This window comes from Actinomycetospora aurantiaca (genome assembly GCF_037401875.1).
Classification (GTDB): Bacteria; Actinomycetota; Actinomycetes; order Mycobacteriales; family Pseudonocardiaceae; genus Actinomycetospora; species Actinomycetospora aurantiaca.
The window spans coordinates 577,935-598,092 of the sequence record NZ_JBBEGN010000001.1; the positions used below are offsets into that span (position 1 = coordinate 577,935).

Here is a 20,158-nt window from a genome sequence, read left to right on the forward strand (position 1 = left end):
CAGGCTCACGGGCCGGTCAGCACCCCGGCGCCCCCGGACGACGACGGGTCGGTGCGGTCGGTGCGCTCGGTGAGGTCGCTGTCGATCGTGTCCGGGTCCTCCTCGGCGGAGGGCGGCGTCATCGCGGTGGCCCACGGTGCCGGCTGCGGGGTGGTCACCCAGGCCGCCGCCTGCCCCGTCGTCGGGACGGGGTCCAGGCCGGGCAGGCCGTCGGGCGCCACCGCGGGGACGGCCGGGGTGGCCGGGGACAGGTCCCAGCGGCCGTCGACCGGGCGGCGCTGCAGCGTCGGGCCGGCGGTCAGGGCGTCCACCGGCACCTCGGCCAGGCGCTGACGGACCCGCGCGACCACGCGCGCGGGCCCGCGCACGACCGCCGTCAGGGCGATCCGGTCGCCGTGCGGGTCGGGGACCTCGAGGACCACGTGGATGCGGCCGTCGCCGGTGTCGACGACGACCGCTCCCCCGCCCGGGGCCAGGGCGGCCCCGGCCCGGGCGAGGTCGGCGTGCGCGGCCCCGAGCAGCTCGAGGTCGGCTAGCCCGTCCTCGCGCGTGCACGCGTCGAGGACGAACCCGCTCCCGACGTCGACCAGGGTCGCCGCCACCACGCGCCGGTCGGCCAGCAGCGACGCGAGCACCGTCGACAGCCCGTCCGCCCGGACGCACGTCAGATGTCGATGACGCGCCACCGCCGCGGGTCAGCGACGTCCGGCCTGCTGCGGGAAGTATCCCGGCTCGGCCGGCGCGGCGGTCGGGTCGTCCATCGAGAAGCGCGAGCAGATCATGCGCAGGTCGCGGCGGGCCATCGCGAGGTTGGCCTGCTGCCGGTTGAGGACGAGGTAGAGGAACAGCTTGTCGTCGTCGTTGCGCGAGTAGATCGGCCGGATGATGTGGTACTGCGTGTCGAGGGTGATCAGGATGTCCTCGATCGTCTCGCGCAGCCCCAGCTTGGCCATCACGTCGAACTTGGCGCGGACGACCTCGGAGTTGCCCGGCGCCGCGACGTCGAGGTCGAACTCGGCGCTGCCGCCGCGGGAGCCGAGGGTCATGCCGCTGTCGTAGTCGACGAGGGCCACCGCGAACGCGCCCTTGATGTTCGTCGCGGCGTTGAGGATGTAGTCGATGTCGGCCATGGGAGTTCCGTCCTTCGGTACTGCTCGGGGATGTCGGGGATCAGGTGAGGCGCCGCAGCCCGAAGAGCAGGCGACGGAGCACGGAGGGTTCGGTACTCCAACCGGGGACCCCAGCCGGCGCGGGAGCGGGCGCGACGGCTTCGGGCGGGACCGGGGGCACCGCGAGGCGCTCCCCCGGGGCGCGGCGGGGCAGGCCGGCGTCGGTGACGGCAGGCTCCTCCGCGGGTGCCGGCTCGGGCTCGGGGGTCGGCTCGAGCGGCGGGGCGGTGATGACCGGGTACGGCACCGGGGCCGGGACCTCGGTCGTGTCGTCGTCCACCGGCGACGGCGGGGGCGGCACGACGACCACGGGTGCGAACAGCGACCCCGCCACCCGCGGCGCCGGGATCACCGGGGCGGCCGGCTCGGCCCGTTCGGTGGACTCCCGCGCCGCCGGGACCTCGGGGGCGCTGCGCCACGTCGCGGCCTGCCGCACGGTCAACCGTCGGCGGCGGGGGTCCCAGAGGCCGGGCGGGTCCTCGTCGGGGGTCTCGGTGTCGGCGGGCGTCTCGGCGGGCGTCAGCACTGGTCCGTCGCTGACGTCAGGTGTGCGAACGGCGCCACTCGCGGGTTCGGGGGTCGCCGCGTCCGGCGTCGGCAGTGGTCCATCGCTGACGTCAGGTGTGCGAACGGCGCCACTCGCGGGCGGCGGCGGCACCGCCTCGGGCGAGCGCAGCGCCCGGGGGGCCGGCGTCGGCGGGAGCAGCGCGAGGGCGGGCACACCGGGACCGGTCGCCGGGCGGACCGGGTCCGACGCGGGCCGGGGCGCCGGGGCGAGCGGCACGGGCCGGCCGGCCAGCGGCATCGCGGCGGGCAGCGAGCCCGTGGCGGGCCCGGCGGACGAGGTCGGGGGGACAGGCGCCGCCTCGAGCTGCCGCGGACGGGTCGTGCCCGGTCGCTCGGACGACAACCCCGCGAGTGCCCGGCGGGCGAGCGCGAGGTTGCCCCGCTCGCGGTCGATGCGCAGCACCACCCACACCGGCTCGCCGCGGACGTCCGGGACCGCGCGCACCAGGTGGAACGCGGTCGCCGTCGTCAGGACGACGTCCTCCATCGCGCGCCCGCGCTCGCGCGAGACGTCGGCCAGGCGGCGGGCCCAGGTGAGGACGGCGAGGTCGGCGTCGGGCGGGCCGCCGAGCTCGCCGCGCACGCGCTCGCCGGACGCGTCGACCACGAGCACGTAGCGGGCGCCGGGCAGGTCGATCAGCGCCGCGACGGCGTCCGGCAGCGCACCGGACGGCGGCAGGGTCGCCGGGACCACGTCGACGGGGGACGAACCCCAACCGAGTGCGACCACGCGTTCCCCTGACATTCCCGACGACGGCTCGGACCGACGCACAGTAGGTTCGCGCTGTGTGAGCGGCAACGAGTCCGATCGGAGCAGCCGCGGGCGGTTCACCCGAGTGCCGTCGGGCGCTGCGCCGGCGGTCCACCCCGTGCGCCGATCGGGAGGTCCTTGCGCCGAACGACGGTCGGTCGCGGCGTTCGGCGGTATCGACCCTCGGCGTCCGGCTACGTGCTAGGTCGCTTCGGAGCAGACTACGAGGGGCTTTCGGCGCAGCACGCTGCCCTGGTCAGCCGCCAGCACCGCGCGTGACCACACCGGCACCCCACGAAAGTGCACCGAATCGGAGCAGCCCGGAGTAACCCACCCGGAGTGACGGTGATCAGCCGATCATCAGCGCACGGACGACGCACACGAGACCTCGGCCAGCACCGGGTCGCGGGGGTACCGCAGATCGGTTCGCGCCGCGGCCCCGACCAGGTTGTCGCGGAACCGTGCCCACGTCATCGGGGCGGACACGGACGCCCGCAGCTCGACGATCGCCGGGCACCGCAGCGCGCGCTCCGCGGCGGCGACGTCCTCGGCCCGCACCGCCCGGCGGTCCACCGGCGCCCCGCCGCCCGCCGCCACGAACCACGCCGCGGGCAGGTTCTTGTCGTGCCCGGTCCGGCCGTCGGGGACGTTGGTGGTGTGGGCGGCGATCGGGTCCGCGAGGCCGACGGTGTCGGTGACGCGCACGTCCAGCGGGGTCAGCGCCCCGGCCGCCCCGAGGTTGAGGAACACCAGCCCGGACGGGCTCCCCGGGGCGAGCGGGACGAGGTCCCACTCCGGGCCGGCCGGGCCGCGCCCGGGAGCCATCAGGGCCACGACCGGCCGCGGGCTCTTCGCGACGAGCGCCGCGCCGCCGGCCACGTAGGGATGGGCGCGGTAGTCGTCGGCGGTCAGCGGGTGCGGGTTGCCGAGCAGCTGGGTGTAGAAGCCGCGCTCGTCGGCGATGCCGGAGGCGGAGATGCCGTGGTAGTTCGGTCGCGCGACGGTGCCGACCACGCCGGCCCAGAGCAGCAGCACCACGAGCGGCGCCACCGTGATCCGCCGCACCGGCAGTGCCATCACGGGCAGGAGCAGGCAGAACACGGCCGGCAGGAGCATCCGGGCGTGCATGAAGTCCCCGCCGACGCGGGTGACGTAGACCAGCATCCCGAGCCCGGCCACGACCGGCGCCACGGCCACCGCCACCGTGCCCGCCCGGTCCCAGAGCCGGGTACGACGGACGTCGGCCGATTCCGCCGACCCCGACTCCACCGGCCCGCCCGCCCGACGCCGCGCCCACCACGACGACCGCGCCACCCGCTGCGCCACCAGCAGCAGCGCCGCCGCCCCGAGGACGACGGCGGGGATCAGCAGCCAGTAGGTCGCGACCGTGTCGCGCAGGTAGGAGTAGCCGCGCGCCCACCGGGCGACCCCGGCCTCCTTCGCCAGCGCCGTCGACGGCACCAGCACGCCGTAGTAGCCGGCCCGGAACACCTCGTAGACCGCCGCGGGCGCCACGCACACCGTGCCCAGCCCCACCAGCCGTCCGAGTCCGCGGCGGTCGCGCGGCTGCTCCAGCACCGCCAGCGCGAGGCCCCCCGCGGCCGCGACCAGGGCGAGGTCCGGGCGCACGAGCGGCCCGAGCCCCAGCACGAGCGCGACCGGCCAGGCCGCCCCGGGCCGCCGTCGGGACCCCTGCGCGGCGAACAGGCGCGGCTCGCGCTGGGAGCGGCGGACCAGCAGCCACCACGAGAAGGCCAGCCACCACGACGACAGGCCGCTCTCCAGACCCGACGTCCCGAAGTCCCAGAAGGGCGGCAGGGCCAGCACGACGAGCGCGCCGGCGGGGACGACGACGCGGCCGAGGCCGGTCAGGCGGCGGGCCGCGTCCAGGGCGAAGCCCAGGCCGGCCACCGAGAGCAGGCCCCCGACGACGAGCGAGGCGATCTCCGGGCGCCCCGGCAGCACCGAGAGCCCGAGGAGCACGAGCGTCCACAGCGTGGACGTGTTCGTCTCGACCCGCTCCCCCACGTTGAACACCGGGCCGTGGCCCTCGAGGATCTGCCGGACGGTCCGCAGGAAGATCAGCCCGTCGTCGGAGATCCAGCGGCGCTGCCAGACCAGCACGCCGTAGGCGACGACGGTCAGCGCGAGGACGACCGCGGTGACCGTGACCGGCCGGCGCCTCGCCCGCCGCGCCAGGTCGGCGGGGAGTTCGCGGGCGCGGGGCGAGGACGACGGGACCGACGTGGTCTCGGTCAACGTCCCTCCCCCGTGCTGCTGCGTGCCGACCACGACCAGGCCTGCGCGTCCGTGAGCACCGCGACCTGGTCCACGACGACGCGCAATCGCTCCGGGCCGTCGGTGGCAGCGTCCCATGCCGGGCGGAAGGCCGGGTCCAACGCGTCCGGTGCGCCGTCGCACAGTCGCCCGACCAGGTCGGTCAGCACCCGCCGCTCGACCTCCTGGGCCGCCAGCCGCGCCGGGTCGGACATCACCCAGCGCACCGCGGCGGCCTTGAGCAGCGTCACCTCCGCGCGGGCGCCGGGCGGGACGACGAGGTCGTCGCCCGCCTCCAGGGCCTCCCGACCGGTCGTCGTGAACGTCTCCTCGACGGCGGCGACGACGAAACGGCCGACGAGTTCGCTGGTCAGCCGCTTGAGCGCGACCTGGGCGGTCAGGGTGCCCGGGGACGCCAGCTCCGCGACCGCCCGCAGCGGCGGGTAGGCGGCGAGGCGCTCCGCGGCCGCCGCGAGCTCGGTCGTGTCGCCCCCGAAGGCCGCGGCCGCCAGGCCGATCAACCCGTCGTCGGGCACGGCGAGGCGGGCCGGCTCGATGCGCCCGGCCAGGATGGCGTCCTCGACGTCGTGGACCGAGTAGGCGACGTCGTCGGCCCAGTCCATGACCTGCGCCTCGAGGCAGGGCCTCCGGTCGGCCGGGTCGCGGACCCAGGCGAACACCTCGACGTCGTCGGCGTAGACGCCGAACTTGCGGCCCGTGCCACGGGTCCAGGGGTACTTCATGCAGGCGTCGAGCGTCGCGCGCGTCAGGTTCAGCCCGGACGCCGGACCCTCCTCGAACCCACTTCCCGTCGCTTCGCTCGCCCAGGCGGTCTTCGGCTCCAGGCGCGTCAGCAGCCGCAGCGTCTGCGCGTTGCCCTCGAACCCACCGGCGTCGGCCGCGGCGCCGTCCAGCGCGCGCTCGCCGTTGTGCCCGAAGGGCGGGTGCCCGATGTCGTGCGCGAGCCCGGCGGTGTCGACGACGTCCGGGTCCAGGCCGAGCTCCTCGGCCATCCCCCGCCCGATCTGCGCGACCTCCAGCGAGTGCGTCAGCCGGGTCCGCGGGACGCCCGTGACCTCGGCGTCCTCCCCCGGGCCGACCACCTGCGTCTTGCCCGCGAGGCGCCGCAGCGCCGCGGAGTGCAGGACCCGGCCGCGGTCGCGGGCGAACGGCGAGCGCCGCTCCCGGCCGCGTTTCGGAGGTTCCGGGAGGAAGCGGTCTTCCCGACGACGGGTCACTGCAGGCCGGGATCCGAGAAGTCCGACGAGGCGTGCGCCAGGTGGTAGTAGATCAACCCGGCGGTCTCGCGAACGATGTAGAAGAACTGGGTCCGCCGGGTCTGCGACACCGGCCCGCCCTTCGCCGGCGACGTGGTGGCCTCGAGCCCGACGTCGCGGGCCATGGTCCGTGAGCGCAGCGAGTGCCACGGGTCGGACACGATCACCGCGGACGCCCAACCGCGCTGCCGGGCCACCGACCCGACCGCCTCGAAGCTGCCGAGGGTGTCGCTGCCCTCGTCGATCGCCAGCACGTCGCGGTTCGGCACGCCGTGCTCGGTGAGCCACCGGTCGCCGCTCTCGGCCTCGGAGAACTGGTCGCCGTCCGCCGCCCCGCCGACGGTGACGATGCGCGGCGCCACGCCCTGGCGGTACAGCGCGAGCGCGTGCTCCAGGCGGGCCTCCAGGACCGGCGACGGGCGCCCGTCGTACTGCGCGGCGCCGAGGACGAGGATGACGTCGGTCGGCGCGCGCTCGTCGACCCGGCCGAGCCACCACACCCGCGCGGCGGTGCCCCCGACCAGCAGCAGCCCGACGACGAGCGCCCCGACCACCACCCGCGGCGCCCACGTGAGGGCCGCCCGCGAGCGGGACGGCGCGCTCACGCCCCGATCTGCCCGCGCCCGGCGGACAGGGCCCCCGGATCGCGCCCGGACCGGACCGCGAGGACCTCCGCGACCACGCTCACCGCGGTCTCGGCCGGGGTGCGCGCCCCCAGGTCGAGCCCGACCGGCCCGTGGATCGTCGCGAGCTGGGACTCGGTGACCCCGGCCGCGAGCAGCCGCTCCCGGCGCGCGGCCTGGGTGCGTCGGGACCCCAGGGCGCCCAGGAACCCGCGCCCGTGGCGCAGGCCCGCGAGCAGGGACTCGTCGAACGCCGGGTCGTGGTCGAGCAGGACGAGGACGTCGGCGTCGGTGAAGGCCTCGACGGCGGCGGTGGTCTCGGCGAGCGTGCCCACGGTCCGGCAGCCCCAGCCGAGCACCGTGGCCTGGGCGGCCAGGGCCTCCCCCAGCGCCCCGGCCCCGACGACGAGCAGCGAGGGCACCGGCACCCAGAGGTCGACGAGCACCTCGGTGCCGGCGAGCTCGGTGCGGTCGGTGGCGGTGGCGCCGCGGCGGAGCAGGCTCGCGAGATGGCTCCGCGCGGCCTCGTCGAGCTCGGCCGACCCGAGGGTGCCGTGGGGCTCGTCGAGATCGGTCCCGACGACGACGAGCGTCGCCCGCCCGTCGACGGTGGACACCAGCGCGGCCGGGACCCCGTGGTCGAACGCGCGGCCCAGTGCCCCGGCCGGGTCGGCCTCGAGCGGGTGCGCCAGCAGCGTGGCCCCGCCCGCGCACGCCAGGCCGGCGGCCACGGCGTCGTCCTCCCCGACGTGGGCCTCCTGCGTGCTCGGGGCGCTCAGGGCGGTGCGCGCCAGCTCGGTGGCCGGGGCGTCCAGCGCGCCGCGCAGGAGGTCCCCCGCGGTGACGACCTCACCCATCAGCGTGCCGCGCGCCGCGAGCAGCTGCCCCGGCTCGACGGTGCCGAAGCCGTGCCGGGCGAGCACCCGCACGACGCCCACGGGCGCGGCCGGGTCGTCGCCCCCGGCCAGGACCTCACTCAGCTGGGTCACGCCCGCCATTGTGCGCGAAGCGCAGGTGAGCACTAAGTGGGGCCATGGCCCCACTGAGTGCTCACCTGCCGTCAGGCACCTACGAGGCGGGCCGCCAGGTAGCCCTCGAGCTGGTCGAAGGACACCCGCTCCTGGGTCATCTCGTCGCGGTGGCGCACCGTCGCGGCGCGGTCCTCCATCGAGTCGAAGTCGACCGTGACGCAGAACGGCGTGCCGATCTCGTCCTGGCGGCGGTAGCGGCGGCCGATCGCCCCGGCGTCGTCGAAGTCCACGTTCCAGTGCTGCCGCAGCCTGGCTGCGACGTCGCGGGCGACCGGCGACAGGTCGGCGTTGCGGGACAGCGGCAGCACCGCCGCCTTCACCGGCGCGAGGCGCGGGTCGAGCTTGAGCACGGTGCGCTTGTCGACCCCGCCCTTGGCGTTCGGCGCCTCGTCCTCGTGGTAGGCCTCGAGCAGGAACGCCATCATCGGGCGCCCGACGCCGGCCGCCGGCTCGATGACGTAGGGCTTGTACCGGGAGTCGGTGGCCTGGTCGTAGTAGGACAGGTCGACGCCGGAGTGGTTCGAGTGCGTGGTGAGGTCGAAGTCGGTGCGGTTCGCGATGCCCTCGAGCTCGCCCCACTCCTGGCCGGCGTTGAACGCGAACTTGTACTCCACGTCCACCGTGCGCTTGGAGTAGTGGGAGAGCTTCTCCTTGGGGTGCTCGTAGTGGCGCAGGTTCTCGCGGGCGATCCCGAGCTCGGTGTACCAGCGGGTGCGCTCGTCGATCCAGTACTGGTGCCACTGCTCGTCGGAGCCCGGCTCGACGAAGAACTCCATCTCCATCTGCTCGAACTCGCGCGTGCGGAAGATGAAGTTGCCCGGCGTGATCTCGTTGCGGAAGCTCTTGCCGATCTGGCCGATGCCGAACGGCGGCTTCTTGCGGGCGGTCGACATGACGTTCGCGAAGTTCACGAAGATGCCCTGCGCGGTCTCCGGGCGCAGGTAGTGCAAGCCCTCCTCGGACTCCACCGGGCCGAGGTAGGTCTTGAGCATCATGTTGAACTCGCGCGGCGCGGTGTACTGACCGCGGACGCCGCAGTTCGGGCAGGGCACCGTGGTCAGCTCGTAGCCGACCTTGCCCTCGGCGTCGACGGTCTCCAGCGACGGGCCGCCGGTGCGCTCGGTGAAGTCCTCCGCGAGCTGGTCGGCCCGGAACCGGCGGTGGCAGTTCGTGCACTCGACCAGCGGGTCGGTGAACACGTCGACGTGCCCGGAGGCGACCCACACCTGGCGCGGAAGGATCACGCTGGAGTCCAGACCCACGACGTCGTCGCGGCCCTGCACCATGAACCGCCACCACTGGCGCTTGATGTTGTCCTTGAGCTCGACGCCCAGGGGACCGTAGTCCCAGGCCGACCGGGTCCCGCCGTAGATCTCCCCGGACGGGAAGACGAACCCGCGCCGCTTGCACAGGTTCACGACGGTCTCGATGCGGGCGCTGCCGGTGGGGGTGGGCACTGGCTCTCCTGATGCTGCTCGGTGGCCTACCCAGCGTAGCGAGCGGGTCCGGGCGGGCGTCAGCCGAGGATGCTCGGGTGGTCGACCCACCCGCCGTCGGGAAGGGCCGTGGTGTGCCGCTCGAAGACCGCCTGGTCCGCGGTGGAGGCCTCGGAGAGGAACGGGACGACGTGCTCGCGGACGTCGAAGGGCGACAGCGCGCGGCGGTAGTCGGTCAGCGAGGCGAACACCGCGACCAGCACCCACTGGCCCGGCGCCTCGACCGCCCGCGCGAGGTCCACCCGCTCGCAGTGCGGTTGCGCGGCGAGCAGGCCGACGGCGCGGCGGGCCCGGACGAGGAAGTCGGCCTCGTCGTCGGGGGAGAAACGGCACACCAGGAGCACCGGGCCGAGCTTATCGACACCCGGTGTCGGTATGGGATCGTGGAGGGCGACGAGAGGAGCGTCGGGTGCCGAGACGGACGCGTCGGTCACTGCGGGGAGACCTGCGCCGCCCGCTGCTGCCCGGGACCGGGCCGCTGGCCGGGGTGTCGCCGGTGCTGGTGTTCCTGGTGGTGGCGGTGCTGTTCGCGGTCGGCGTGATCGTCGGCGGGACGGGCGGGGCGCTGCTGCTGGGGCTGCTCGCGGCCGGCGTCGCGGCGCTACTCGCGACCACGTGGGGGCGTCTGTCCCCGCCGGAGCGGCTCGCGCGGACCGTGGTGCTGGTGGTGCTGGTGGCGGTGACGATCGGGGTGGCCCTGCGATGACCCTGTCCCACGAGGCGCCGCCGGCCGTCCCCGCGGACGCCCCGGCGCCGCTCGACCACGAGACCCTGGACGCCGCGGGCGAGCTGCTGCGGGCGCTGGCGGCGCCGGTGCGGATCGCGGTGGTGATGCAGCTGCGGCGGTCCCCGCGCTGCGTGCACGAGCTGGTGGACACCCTCGGCGTCACCCAGCCGTTGATCAGCCAGCACCTGCGGGTGCTCAAGGCCGCGGGCGTGGTCCGTGGGGAACGACGCGGGCGTGAGGTGGTGTACCGGCTGGTGGACGATCACCTGGCGCACATCGTCGTGGACGCCGTCGAGCACGTGCAGGAGGAATCGTGAGTGCTGCCGAGTCACGGCCGACCGTGGTCCCGGGGCAGCGGTCCACCCGGCAACGCGCGGCGATCGGCGACCTGCTCGATCAGCTCGACGACTTCCGCTCCGCGCAGGACATCCACGAGGAGCTGCGCCGCCGGGGCGAGGGCATCGGCCTGACCACGGTGTACCGGACGCTGCAGGCGCTGGCCGACGCCGGCGAGATCGACGTCCTGCGCACCACGGCCGGCGAGGCCTCCTACCGGCGTTGCTCGGACACCCACCACCACCACCTGGTGTGCCGCTCCTGCGGGCGCACGGTGGAGGTGGAGGGCCCCGCGGTGGAGCACTGGGCGGAGAAGGTCGCCCTGGAGCACGGGTTCGCCGAGGTCGACCACACCGTGGAGATCATCGGGCTCTGCTCGGCCTGCCGGGCGACGCGGGGCTGACGTTCGAGCGAAGGGCCCCTTCGGTCGAGTAGATCGAGCGATGGTGCCCTTCGCTCGCGTCGGGGTGGGGCCGAGAGCTACGTGACGCAGGTCAGCGGGCACGCGAACGTGCCTGGTGTGGTTCTCGCGGACGGACCAGCGGGGGCGCATCCGCGAGAGCTACGTGAGGCACCTCGGACGGCCGCGGAACCTGCCTCACGTAGTTCTCGCGGACGTACCGGACGGCGAGCGAGCACCTACGGCGGCCGGCCGGGCAGCGGGGCGCCGAGAATGCTCGTTGATCATTCCCGGACACAGCCGTGGCCCACCGCTGACGCCGGGGGTCAGCGGTGGGCCACGGCTGTCGTGACGCGGGCGGCGACTACTCCCGGTCGGAGCGCGGACGACCCGCCGTCTCACGCTCGGCGGGTCCGCCCGGACCGACCTGCAGGGTGTCGTCCACCCCGTCGGCGTCCGGACGACCCAGCGCGGCGGGCTCGGACCCGTCGGACTCGCGGAACGGGTCGCCGTTGCGGCGCACGTCGGCGTAGGTGACCCGCTCCTCGCCGGTGTTCGCGGTGCGCCACGGACCGTCGGCGTCGGCCGGGAACGACTGCACCCGCAGGTAGAAGTCGTCGCCGTGCTTGTCGGTGCCGTAGTCGATGGCCTGCTCGATCACCTCGGTGCCCTTGATCTCGCGGAGCACGACGGGATCGTGGTTGAGATCGCGGGTCAGGGCGATGCACAGCAGGATCATGATCACCACGAACGGCGCCGCGACGAGGATCGTCAGGTTCTGCAGGCCCGAGAGCGCGTCCTCCCCGCCGACCAGCAGCATCACCATCGCGACCAGGCCCATCGTGGCGCCCCAGAAGACGACGACCCACTTCTTCGGCTCGTCCGTGCCGCGCTGCGAGAGCGTGCCGGTGACGATCGACGCGGCGTCCGCGCCGGACACGAAGAAGATCGCGACCAGCACCATCACCAGGATCCCGGTGAACGTGGCCAGCGGGTAGGCCTGCAGCACCGAGAACAGCTGCGCCTCGGTGTCGGCCCCCGCCGGGTTCAGGCCCGCCTGCTGCTGGCTGATCGCCGTGCCGCCGAAGATCGCGAACCACACCAGCGAGACCAGGCTCGGCACGAGGATCACGCCGCCGACGAACTGGCGGATCGTGCGGCCGCGGCTGATCTTCGCCAGGAACATCCCGACGAACGGGGTCCAGGAGATCCACCAGGCCCAGTAGAAGACCGTCCACGAGGAGAGCCAGTCGAGCATCGGGGCCCCGCCGGTGGCCTCGGTGCGCCCGACCATCTCGAAGAACTCGGAGAAGTAGGCGCCGACCGCGGTGGGCAGCAGGTCGAGGATGATCACCGTCGGGCCGACGACGAAGACGAACAGCGCCAGCACGCCGGCGAGCACCATGTTGATGTTCGACAGCCACTGGATGCCCTTGGCGACACCCGAGACCGCGGACAGGATGAACGCCGCCGTCAGGACGATGATGATCGGGACGAGCACCTCGTTGCCCGCGTCGGGCAGGAACCCGGTCGCGTCGAGGCCGCCGCCGATCTGCAGGGCGCCGAGCCCGAGGGACGCGGCCGAGCCGAACACCGTCGCGAAGATCGCGATGATGTCGATGACGCGGCCGACGGCGCCGTTGGCCGCCTTCTCGCCGATGAGCGGGATGAACGCCTGGCTGATCAGCTGGCGGCGCCCCTTGCGGAACGTCGAGTAGGCGATGGCGAGCCCGACGACGGCGTAGATCGCCCAGGGGTGCAGCGTCCAGTGGAACAGCGACGTGGCCATCGCGGTGCGCAGCGACTCCACCTGGTCGCCGTTGGCCACGGATCCCGGGGGCGGCGAGGTGAAGAACGACAGCGGCTCGGCGACGCCGTAGAACATCAGGCCGATGCCCATGCCGGCCGAGAACATCATCGCGATCCACGAGACCGTGCGGAACTCCGGCTGCTCGTCCTCGCCCCCGAGCTTGATGCGCCCGAACTTCGAGAACGCGAGGTAGAGGGCGAACACGACGAAGCCCGTGGCGGCGAGGATGAACAGCCACCCGCCGGCCTGGATCAGCCCGCCGATCATGCTGCCCGACACCGCGCTTAGCGTCTCCGTGCTGAACACGCCCCAGAGCACGAACACGACGGCGAGCACCGCGCCCACGCCGAAGACGACCTTGTCGACCGGCACGCCCTTGTCGTCGGCCGCCGTCCCGCCCTGTTCCTCGGGGGACCTCTCGGGCGGACTCTCCTGTTGCTGTGTCATACCGGGTGCGCCCCCCACTGCTGGTGGGCGCCCTCCTCTCCGGGATCGACGTCCCGCGGAGCTTACGGGAGGAAAAGGACGAACACCGCGCATTCGGCCGACATCGTTGCGTGACGATTTCGTCAGGCCGCGTCCACCAGGTCGGCCCGGACCTGCGAGGCCGTGGAGACGACGAGCATCATCAGGGTCCCGAGGGGGTCCGCGGCGAGGCCCTCGGCCGGGAAGGCGTAGCGCAGCGTGACGTCCCACCCGGCGTCGGTCCGCACGGCCCCCAGGGTCCCGAACAGCCCCTGACCGGCCCGCTCGGCGACCTGCCGCGGGACGTCGTCGCCGGGGAGGTCCCAGGCCACGACGCACGTCAGGGACAGCACGGCGAGGCCCTCGACCAGCTCGATCCCCTGCACGGCGCACGGGACGTCGCCGTGGCGGAAGGAGAGCGCACCGTCGTCGTCGACGTGCACCTCCACGAACTTCTCCAGCGCCTCGCGCGCCGTGATCAGCACGGTCGCGGTGGTGGCGGCCTCACGGCTCATCGAGGTCTCCTGACGACTGGTCGACCGCGCCGCCGTAGCGGCGGTCGCGGGAGGCGTAGATCTCGCACGCCTGCCAGAGGTGGCGGCGGTCGAAGTCCGGGAAGAGCGTGTCCAGGAAGACCATCTCGGCGTAGGCGGACTGCCACAGCAGGAAGTTCGACGTGCGCTGCTCCCCCGAGCTGCGGACGAACAGGTCGACGTCGGGCATGTCCGGCTCGTCGAGGTGCCGCGCGATCGCCCGCTCGTCGATGCGGTCCGGGTCGATCTCCCCGCGCGCGGCCCGGCGCGCGAGCTCGCGGGCCGCCCCGACGATCTCCGCGCGCCCGCCGTAGTTGACGCACATGGTGAGGGTGACGACGTCGTTGTCCTGCGTCATCTCCTCGGCGATCTCGAGCTCCTTGATGACGCTGCGCCACAGCCGCGGCCGCTGCCCCGACCAGCGCACCCGTACGCCCATCGCGTGCATCTCGTCGCGGCGGCGGCGGATCACGTCGCGGTTGAACCCGAGCAGGAAGCGGACCTCCTCGGGGCTGCGGCGCCAGTTCTCCGTCGAGAACGCGTACGCGCTGATCCACTTGACGCCCACGTCGATGCACCCGCGGACGACGTCGAGCAGCTGCGCCTCGCCGTGCCGGTGCCCCTCGATGCGCGGCAGCCCGCGCTGGTTGGCCCAGCGGCCGTTGCCGTCCATCACCAGCGCCACGTGGTTCGGCACCAGGTCCGGCGGGATCGGCGGGGCCGTGGCGCCGGAGGGGTGCGGGGTGGGCGCCATGACGGTCGGGTCGCCCGGCCCCCGCAGCCGTGCCCCGGACCGGCCGCGGGGCCGCTCGGTGCGCTGACGCAGCGGACTCACGAGACTCCTTCCTTCTCGGCGTGCGGGGAGGAGCCGCCCTCCCCGGCGTCGTGGGGCCCCTCACGCGGGAGGGTGGCGTCGTCCAGGTCGACCCGCGGCACGCCCTTGCGGTCGACCAGCGGCAGCGAGCGCAGCTGACGCTCCAGGTGCCACTGCAGGTGGGCGGCGACGAGGCCGGCGGCGTCCCGGCGGGCGTCGGGCGGGCTCTGCTCGGCGGCGGTCCAGTCGCCGTCGCGCAGCGCCTCGAGCAGCCGCCACGTCCACCACGACGGGACCACCGCGCCGCCCGGGCGGCAGGTGTCGCACACCGCCCCCCCGGCGGCGACCGCGAAGCGGCGGTGGAACCCGTGCGTGCCGTCAGGGGCGTCCAACGGTGTCTCCGGCTCGGTGCCGCACCGCGCGCACTCGGTGACGGCGGGCGCGTACCCGGCGATGACCATCGCGCGCAGCAGGTAGGCGTCCAGCACGAGGTGCGGGTCGCGACGGCCGGCCGCGAGACCGCGCAGGGCCCCGACCAGCAGCAGGAACAGCTCGCGCGCCGGCTCCCCCTCCTCCGGGGTGAGCCGGTCGGCGGTCTCGAGCAGCGCGCACCCGGCGGTGTAGCGCGGGTAGTCGGCGACGAGGTCACCGCCGAACGCGTCGAGGGTCTGGACCTGCGTGACGATGTCCAGGCTCCGCCCGGTGTGCAGCTGCAGGTCGACGTGGCCGAACGGCTCGAGGCGCGCGCCGAACTTCGACGTGGTCCGCCGGACCCCCTTCGCCGTGGCGCGGACCTTGCCGTGGTGGTGGGTCAGCACGGTGACGATCCGGTCCGCCTCGCCGAGCTTCTGACACCGCAGCACCACGCCGGTGTCGCGGTAGAAGCCCACGCCGACCATCCTGGCACTCCCCACCGACACCGACCGTCGTTCACTCCGACGGCCTATACGACGGTCGTTGGTTCCGGTCTACTGTCACGCTGAGTCACAACGAACGGGAAGGACCCCCGCCATGACCACTCCGCAGCAGCAGCCCTTCGCCCCCGGCCCCGCCGGTTACGGCACACCCCCGGTCCAGCCCGTGGGGTACGGCCCACCCGCGCCCCGCTGGAACGTCATGTCGATCGTCGCGCTGGTCGCGGCGTTCTTCATCCCGCTGGTCGCCGTGATCTGCGGCTGGGTGTCGGTCCGCCAGATCGCCCGGACCGGCGAGCAGGGCCGCGGCCTCGCGATCGCGGCGCTGGTCCTCGGCGGCCTCGGGTGCGCCCTCTGGATCGGGTTCTGGGTCCTGATCATCGCCGGCGGCGGCAGCTTCTCCTACTCGTACTCGATGTAGGCGGCCCGCGACCCGCGTCAGAAGCCCAGCCGGCGCAACTGACGCGGGTCGCGCTGCCAGTCCTTCGCCACCTTCACGAACAGGTCCAGGTGCACCTGCGTCCCCAGCATGTTCTCGATCTGCTGCCGGGCCCGGGTGCCGACGTCCTTGAGCCGCGACCCGCCCCGGCCGATCACGATCGCCTTCTGCGACGACCGCTCGACGAAGATCTCGGCGCGGATCTGGAGCGTCCTGCCCTCGACCATCTCCTCGACGACGACGGCGAGCGAGTGCGGCAGCTCGTCGCGCACGCCCTCCAGGGCGGCCTCGCGGACGAACTCCGCGATCATCGTCGTCTCCGGCTCGTCGGAGAGCTCGCCCTCGGGGTAGAGCGGCGGGCCGGGCGGCATCTGGCCCAGCAGCAGGTCCGTCAGCAGCTCGACCTGCTTCCCGGACACCGCCGACACCGGCACGATCTCCGCGAAGTCCGCGAGCTCCTGCAGCGCGAGGAGGCGCTCGGCGATCACCTCGGGTCGCGCCAGGTCGGTCTTGGTCAGGATCCCGACGACGGGGGTCCGGTCGGCGACCTTGCGCAGCTCGTTGACGATGAACCGGTCGCCCGGCCCGACCGGCTGGTCCGCCGGGGCGCAGAAGCCGACGACGTCGACCTCGGCCCACGTCGTCCGGACGACGTCGTTGAGCCGCTCGCCCAGCAGCGTGCGCGGCTTGTGCAGGCCGGGGGTGTCGACGAGCACCAGCTGCCCGTCCGGGCGGTGCACGATCCCGCGGATCGCGTGCCGCGTGGTCTGCGGCCGCGACGAGGTGATCGCGACCTTCTGCCCCACCAGCGCGTTCGTCAGCGTCGACTTCCCGACGTTCGGCCGCCCGACGAAGCACGCGAACCCCGAGCGGAAGCCCTCGGGCCAGGTCACGCGGCCTCCACCTTGCCCTCCAGCCGCGCCACGATCTCCCGCCCGATCGGCAGGGCCGCCGTCGCCGCCGGCGAGGGCGCGTTGAGCACGTGCAGCACACCCGGGTCGCCGTCGCCGTCCTGGACGAACAGGAAGTCGTCCACCAGCGACCCGTCCGGCCGGACCGCCTGCGCGCGCACCCCGGCGCGGCGCATCACGTCGTGCGGGGGCTGCAGGTCGTCCGCCGTGACCCCCGGCAGCATCCGCGCCACGGCCTTCGCCATCGCGGCCTTCGACAACGACCGGTGCATCTCCCCGAGCCCGTAGCGCCACTGCTTCGCGGCGAGGGCGAGGAAGCCCGGGTCGGTCAGCGTGCCGGCCAGCTCGCGCGCCTTCAGCGTGCGCCAGTCGTAGCCCTCGCGGGCGAGCGCGAGCACGGCGTTGGGGCCCACGTGCACGGAGCCGTCGACGCCGCGGGTGGCGTGCACGCCGAGGAACGGGAACGCGGGGTCGGGCACCGGGTAGACCAGCCCGCGGATGGCGTCGGCCTTCGGCCCGCGCAGGTCGGAGTACTCGCCGCGGAACGGCACGATCCGCACGCCCGGGTCGAATCCGGAGGCCCGCGCGATCTCGTCCGAGCGCAGCCCGGCGCACACCACGACCTGCCCCGCGAGCAGGTCGCCCGCGTCGGTGTGCACGACGACGTCCCGACGACGGCGCACGGCCGAGCGCACGGCGCGGCCGGTGTGGATCACTGCACCCCGCGCGACGGCGAGCTCGGCGAGCTTCGCCGTGATGGCCTCGTAGTCGCAGATGCCGGTCGAGGAGACCCACAGCCCGGCGACCGCCCGGACCGCGGGCTCCCGGTCGCGCACCCCGGCGGCGTCCAGCTCCTCCACCGCGACGCCGTTGGCGCGCCCGCGGCGCACCAGCTCGGCCATCCGCGGCAGCTCCTCCTCCGCGGTCGCGGCGACGACCTTGCCGCACTCGGCGTAGGGCAGGTCGTGCTCCGCGCAGAACGCCTTGGTCTCCGCGCAGCCCGCCACGGCCAGGCGCGCCTTGAGCGAGCCGGGGGCGTAGTACAGCCCGGAGTGGATGACGTTGGAGTTGCGTCCGGTCTGGTGCCCGGCCAGCGAGGACTCCCGCTCGACCAGCGCCACCGACGTGTGCCCGGCGTCCAGCAGCGCGGTCAGCACCGCCAGCCCGACGATGCCGCCGCCGACCACGACGACGTCGTGCCGCGGGCTCGGCCCGGGGATCCCTGCCACGTCAGCCACGCCGGTCCTCTCCGCTCGCCCTGACGAGCGCGTCGTCGTCCTCGGAGCCCGACCCGTCGTCGGGGGTGTCCTCGGCCGGCGGGTTCGGGTCCCACACCAGCACGGACACGATCCGCATGCGTCCCCGGGCGTCCTCGCCGCCCTCGGCGCGCAGCCGCAGCCCGCCCACCTCGGCCTCGGCGCCCGGCAGCGGCACGCGACCGAGCCGCTGGGCCAGCAGGCCGCCGACGGTGTCCACGTCCTCCGCCTCGAACTCCACCCCGGTGGCCTCCTCGAGGTCCTCCACCGGCAGGCGCGCCGAGACCCGCAGCGTCCCGTCGTCGAGGCGGTCCAGCGGGCGGTGCTCGGCGGTGTCGTACTCGTCGGTGATCTCCCCGACGATCTCCTCGAGGATGTCCTCGATGGTCACCAGGCCCGCGATCCCGCCGTACTCGTCGACGACGAGCGCCATGTGGTTGCGGGTCCGCTGCATCTCGCGCAGCAGGTCGTCGGCCTGCTTGGAGTCCGGCACGTAGGCGGCGGGGCGCATCACGTCCCCGACGGCGCCCGCGTGGTCCTCCGGGGCGTGGGACGGGTCGTTCTGCCGCGCGGTGGTGAAGCGGACGAGGTCCTTGAGGTAGATCACGCCGACGGTGTCGTCGACGTTCTCCCCGATCACGGGGATGCGCGAGTACCCCGACCGCAGCGCCAGCGCGAGGGCCTGGCGGACGGACTTCTCCCGCTCGATCCACACCATCTCGGTGCGCGGGACCATCACCTCGCGGACGATCGTGTCGTCCAGCTCGAACACCGACTGGATCATCGAGCGCTCGGAGTCGTCCACCAGCCCGCGCGCGCCGGCCATGTCGACCAGCTCGCGCAGCTCGACCTCCTGGCTGAACGGCCCCTCGCGGAAGCCGCGGCCGGGGGTGATCGCGTTGCCGACGAGGATCAGCAGGGACGCGAGCGGCCCGAGCAGCCGCACCAGCGCCCGGATCGGGAGGGCGACGCCGAGCCCGACCCCGTAGGGGTGCTGCAGCCCGATCGTCCGTGGCCCGACCCCGATCAGCACGTAGGACACGACGATCACGACGAGCACCGCGACCGTCACCGCCCAGCCCTCGGACGAGATCAGCTGCAGCGCGACGTAGGCGCCCAGCACGGTCGCGACCACCTCGCACGCGAGGCGCATCAGCAGGACGAGGTTCAGGTGCCGCGGCTTGTCCGCCACGACCGCCGCCAGGGCCTTCGCCCCTGCCCGGCCCTCGCGGACGAGCTGGTCGACCCGGGCCGGCGACATCGTGGTGATCGCCGCGTCCGCCGCCGCGAACACCCCCGCCAGGGGGACGAGGATCAGGGCGGCGACCAGTTGCCCGATCTGGGCGGCGGTCACGAGGGACTCTCGTCCAGACCGACCGTGCCCAGCAGTTTCTCGTCGGCCGCGCGCTGGCGCTCCCGGGTGAGCCGGTCCCGCTCGGCGCGGGCCCGCTCGGCCACCTCGCCGCGCCAGCCGCCGAGCAGCTCGCCCTGCAGCCCGAACATCTCGGTCTCCTCGTCGGGCTCCGCGTGGTCGTACCCGAGCAGGTGCAGCACGCCGTGCACCGTCAGCAGGTGCAGCTCGTCGTCGAGCGAGTGCCCGGCCGACACCGCCTGGTCCCGCGCGAAGGCCGGGCACAGCACGATGTCGCCGAGCAGGCTCGGCCCCGACGGCGGGGAGTCCGGCCGCTTGGCCGTGTCCAGCTCGTCCATCGGGAAGCTCATGACGTCGGTCGGTCCCGGCAGGTCGAGCCAGCGCTCGTGCAGCTCGGCCATCGGCTCGAGCTCCACCAGCAGGATCGACAGTTCGGCCAGCGGGCTCACGCCCATCCGGTCGAGCGCGTAGCGGGCGACGTCGACGATCGGAGCCTCGTCGACGTCGACCCCGGACTCGTTGGCGATCTCGATGCTCATCGGCCACCCCGCCGGTCGCGACGGTTCTGCGGCGGCCCGGTGCGCGGGGCGTTCGGCACGGCCTTCGGTCCACCGTTCTGCCGGGAGTCCCACCGGCCGTACGCGTCGATGATGTCCGCGACCAGGCGATGGCGGACGACGTCCGAACTCGTCAGCTCGCTGAAGTGGACGTCGTCCACCCCGTCGAGGATCTGACGTACCACCTGGAGCCCGGACATCTGCGCGCCGGGCAGGTCGACCTGCGTGATGTCGCCGGTGACCACGATCTTCGAATTGAAGCCCAGCCGCGTCAGGAACATCTTCATCTGTTCCGGGGTGGTGTTCTGGGCCTCGTCGAGAATGATGAACGCGTCGTTCAACGTGTTGTGCGTGACGAGGAAGTCCTCGGTCACGTACAGCGAGTCCTCCGCAGCCACCGAGATGCATACGCACTCTGCCTCGCCGGCAGGCA

General features: G+C 73.9%; 21 protein-coding genes and 1 pseudogene. 4 read left to right on the forward strand and 18 right to left on the reverse strand.

Going from position 1 to position 20,158, the window contains the following annotated elements; translation table 11 throughout:
- Nucleotides 1-5: 5 nt before the first annotated feature.
- From WCD74_RS02645 to WCD74_RS02685, 9 genes are all read right to left on the reverse strand, one after another.
- Nucleotides 6-635 carry a hypothetical protein gene (locus tag WCD74_RS02645; protein ID WP_337693263.1) on the reverse strand — a complete coding sequence of 210 codons (630 nt, stop codon included), beginning with the start codon at nt 633-635 and terminating at the stop codon, nt 6-8.
- 60 nt (nt 636-695) lie between these two features.
- Nucleotides 696-1,130: a hypothetical protein gene (locus tag WCD74_RS02650; protein WP_337693264.1), complete on the reverse strand. Its 435-nt coding sequence runs from the start codon at nt 1,128-1,130 to the stop codon at nt 696-698.
- Between the two features lie 40 nt (nt 1,131-1,170).
- Nucleotides 1,171-2,466: a hypothetical protein gene (locus WCD74_RS02655; RefSeq protein WP_337693265.1), complete on the reverse strand. Its 1,296-nt coding sequence runs from the start codon at nt 2,464-2,466 to the stop codon at nt 1,171-1,173.
- Nucleotides 2,467-2,847: 381 nt separating this feature from the next.
- The gene (locus tag WCD74_RS02660; protein WP_337693266.1) at nt 2,848-4,746 is read right to left on the reverse strand and encodes an arabinofuranosyltransferase AftB family protein; all 1,899 of its coding nucleotides are present in this window, start codon (nt 4,744-4,746) and stop codon (nt 2,848-2,850) included.
- Nucleotides 4,743-6,002 (reverse strand): deoxyguanosinetriphosphate triphosphohydrolase, encoded by a 1,260-nt coding sequence (locus tag WCD74_RS02665; RefSeq protein ID WP_337693267.1) that lies wholly within the window; start codon nt 6,000-6,002, stop codon nt 4,743-4,745. The genes WCD74_RS02660 and WCD74_RS02665 overlap by 4 nt, the downstream gene beginning before the upstream one ends.
- Nucleotides 5,999-6,646, reverse strand: coding sequence for a YdcF family protein (locus WCD74_RS02670; protein ID WP_337693268.1), 648 nt, complete (start codon nt 6,644-6,646; stop codon nt 5,999-6,001). Before WCD74_RS02670 ends, WCD74_RS02665 begins: the two co-directional genes overlap by 4 nt.
- Nucleotides 6,643-7,653 carry an XdhC family protein gene (locus WCD74_RS02675; protein ID WP_337693269.1) on the reverse strand — a complete coding sequence of 337 codons (1,011 nt, stop codon included), beginning with the start codon at nt 7,651-7,653 and terminating at the stop codon, nt 6,643-6,645. The genes WCD74_RS02670 and WCD74_RS02675 overlap by 4 nt, the downstream gene beginning before the upstream one ends.
- Nucleotides 7,654-7,724: 71 nt before the next feature.
- A complete protein-coding gene (locus tag WCD74_RS02680; protein WP_337693270.1) occupies nt 7,725-9,152 on the reverse strand; it encodes a glycine--tRNA ligase in 1,428 nt (475 codons plus the stop codon).
- Between the two features lie 59 nt (nt 9,153-9,211).
- Nucleotides 9,212-9,535: an antibiotic biosynthesis monooxygenase family protein gene (locus WCD74_RS02685; RefSeq protein ID WP_337693271.1), complete on the reverse strand. Its 324-nt coding sequence runs from the start codon at nt 9,533-9,535 to the stop codon at nt 9,212-9,214.
- A gap of 65 nt (nt 9,536-9,600) precedes the next feature.
- Here WCD74_RS02685 and WCD74_RS02690 point away from each other — a divergent pair, with 65 nt between their 5' ends.
- Genes WCD74_RS02690 through WCD74_RS02700 form a run of 3 tightly spaced genes read left to right on the forward strand, consistent with a single transcriptional unit; the run spans nt 9,601 to nt 10,657 of the window.
- Nucleotides 9,601-9,897 (forward strand): hypothetical protein, encoded by a 297-nt coding sequence (locus WCD74_RS02690; RefSeq protein WP_337693272.1) that lies wholly within the window; start codon nt 9,601-9,603, stop codon nt 9,895-9,897.
- Nucleotides 9,894-10,235, forward strand: a complete 342-nt coding sequence (locus WCD74_RS02695) for an ArsR/SmtB family transcription factor (protein WP_337693273.1) — start codon at nt 9,894-9,896, stop codon at nt 10,233-10,235. The genes WCD74_RS02690 and WCD74_RS02695 overlap by 4 nt, the downstream gene beginning before the upstream one ends.
- Complete coding sequence (locus WCD74_RS02700; RefSeq protein ID WP_337693274.1) at nt 10,232-10,657, forward strand: Fur family transcriptional regulator; 426 nt, start codon at nt 10,232-10,234, stop codon at nt 10,655-10,657. The genes WCD74_RS02695 and WCD74_RS02700 overlap by 4 nt, the downstream gene beginning before the upstream one ends.
- 361 nt (nt 10,658-11,018) lie before the next feature.
- On the opposite strand, the gene WCD74_RS02705 is transcribed toward WCD74_RS02700, so the two are convergent.
- The 4 genes from WCD74_RS02705 to recO all read right to left on the reverse strand — a co-directional run bounded on the left by WCD74_RS02705 (nt 11,019) and on the right by recO (nt 15,175).
- Entirely contained in the window at nt 11,019-12,911 is a 1,893-nt protein-coding gene (locus WCD74_RS02705) for a BCCT family transporter (protein ID WP_337693275.1), read from the reverse strand.
- A 122-nt stretch (nt 12,912-13,033) separates the two neighbouring features.
- The gene (locus tag WCD74_RS02710; RefSeq protein ID WP_337693276.1) at nt 13,034-13,444 is read right to left on the reverse strand and encodes a hypothetical protein; all 411 of its coding nucleotides are present in this window, start codon (nt 13,442-13,444) and stop codon (nt 13,034-13,036) included.
- Complete coding sequence (locus WCD74_RS02715) at nt 13,434-14,216, reverse strand: isoprenyl transferase (protein ID WP_337693633.1); 783 nt, start codon at nt 14,214-14,216, stop codon at nt 13,434-13,436. The genes WCD74_RS02710 and WCD74_RS02715 overlap by 11 nt, the downstream gene beginning before the upstream one ends.
- A 77-nt stretch (nt 14,217-14,293) precedes the next feature.
- Nucleotides 14,294-15,175 carry a DNA repair protein RecO gene (gene recO / locus WCD74_RS02720; RefSeq protein WP_337693277.1) on the reverse strand — a complete coding sequence of 294 codons (882 nt, stop codon included), beginning with the start codon at nt 15,173-15,175 and terminating at the stop codon, nt 14,294-14,296.
- Between the two features lie 112 nt (nt 15,176-15,287).
- Here recO and WCD74_RS02725 point away from each other — a divergent pair, with 112 nt between their 5' ends.
- The gene (locus tag WCD74_RS02725; RefSeq protein WP_337693278.1) at nt 15,288-15,611 is read left to right on the forward strand and encodes a DUF4190 domain-containing protein; all 324 of its coding nucleotides are present in this window, start codon (nt 15,288-15,290) and stop codon (nt 15,609-15,611) included.
- Nucleotides 15,612-15,628: 17 nt separating this feature from the next.
- Here WCD74_RS02725 and era read toward each other — a convergent pair whose 3' ends face one another.
- The 5 genes and pseudogenes from era to WCD74_RS02750 form a co-directional block, all read right to left on the reverse strand.
- Nucleotides 15,629-16,522, reverse strand: coding sequence for a GTPase Era (gene era, locus WCD74_RS02730; protein WP_337693279.1), 894 nt, complete (start codon nt 16,520-16,522; stop codon nt 15,629-15,631).
- Nucleotides 16,519-17,778 carry an L-2-hydroxyglutarate dehydrogenase gene (lhgD, locus tag WCD74_RS02735; RefSeq protein WP_337693280.1) on the reverse strand — a complete coding sequence of 420 codons (1,260 nt, stop codon included), beginning with the start codon at nt 17,776-17,778 and terminating at the stop codon, nt 16,519-16,521. Before lhgD ends, era begins: the two co-directional genes overlap by 4 nt.
- A complete protein-coding gene (locus WCD74_RS02740; RefSeq protein WP_337693281.1) occupies nt 17,771-19,150 on the reverse strand; it encodes a hemolysin family protein in 1,380 nt (459 codons plus the stop codon). Before WCD74_RS02740 ends, lhgD begins: the two co-directional genes overlap by 8 nt.
- Nucleotides 19,147-19,707, reverse strand: coding sequence for an rRNA maturation RNase YbeY (gene ybeY / locus WCD74_RS02745; RefSeq protein WP_337693282.1), 561 nt, complete (start codon nt 19,705-19,707; stop codon nt 19,147-19,149). Before ybeY ends, WCD74_RS02740 begins: the two co-directional genes overlap by 4 nt.
- Nucleotides 19,704-20,069: pseudogene (locus tag WCD74_RS02750) on the reverse strand (PhoH family protein); the annotation flags it as partial. The pseudogene WCD74_RS02750 and the gene ybeY, both read right to left, overlap by 4 nt.
- Between the last annotated feature and the right edge of the window lie 89 nt (nt 20,070-20,158).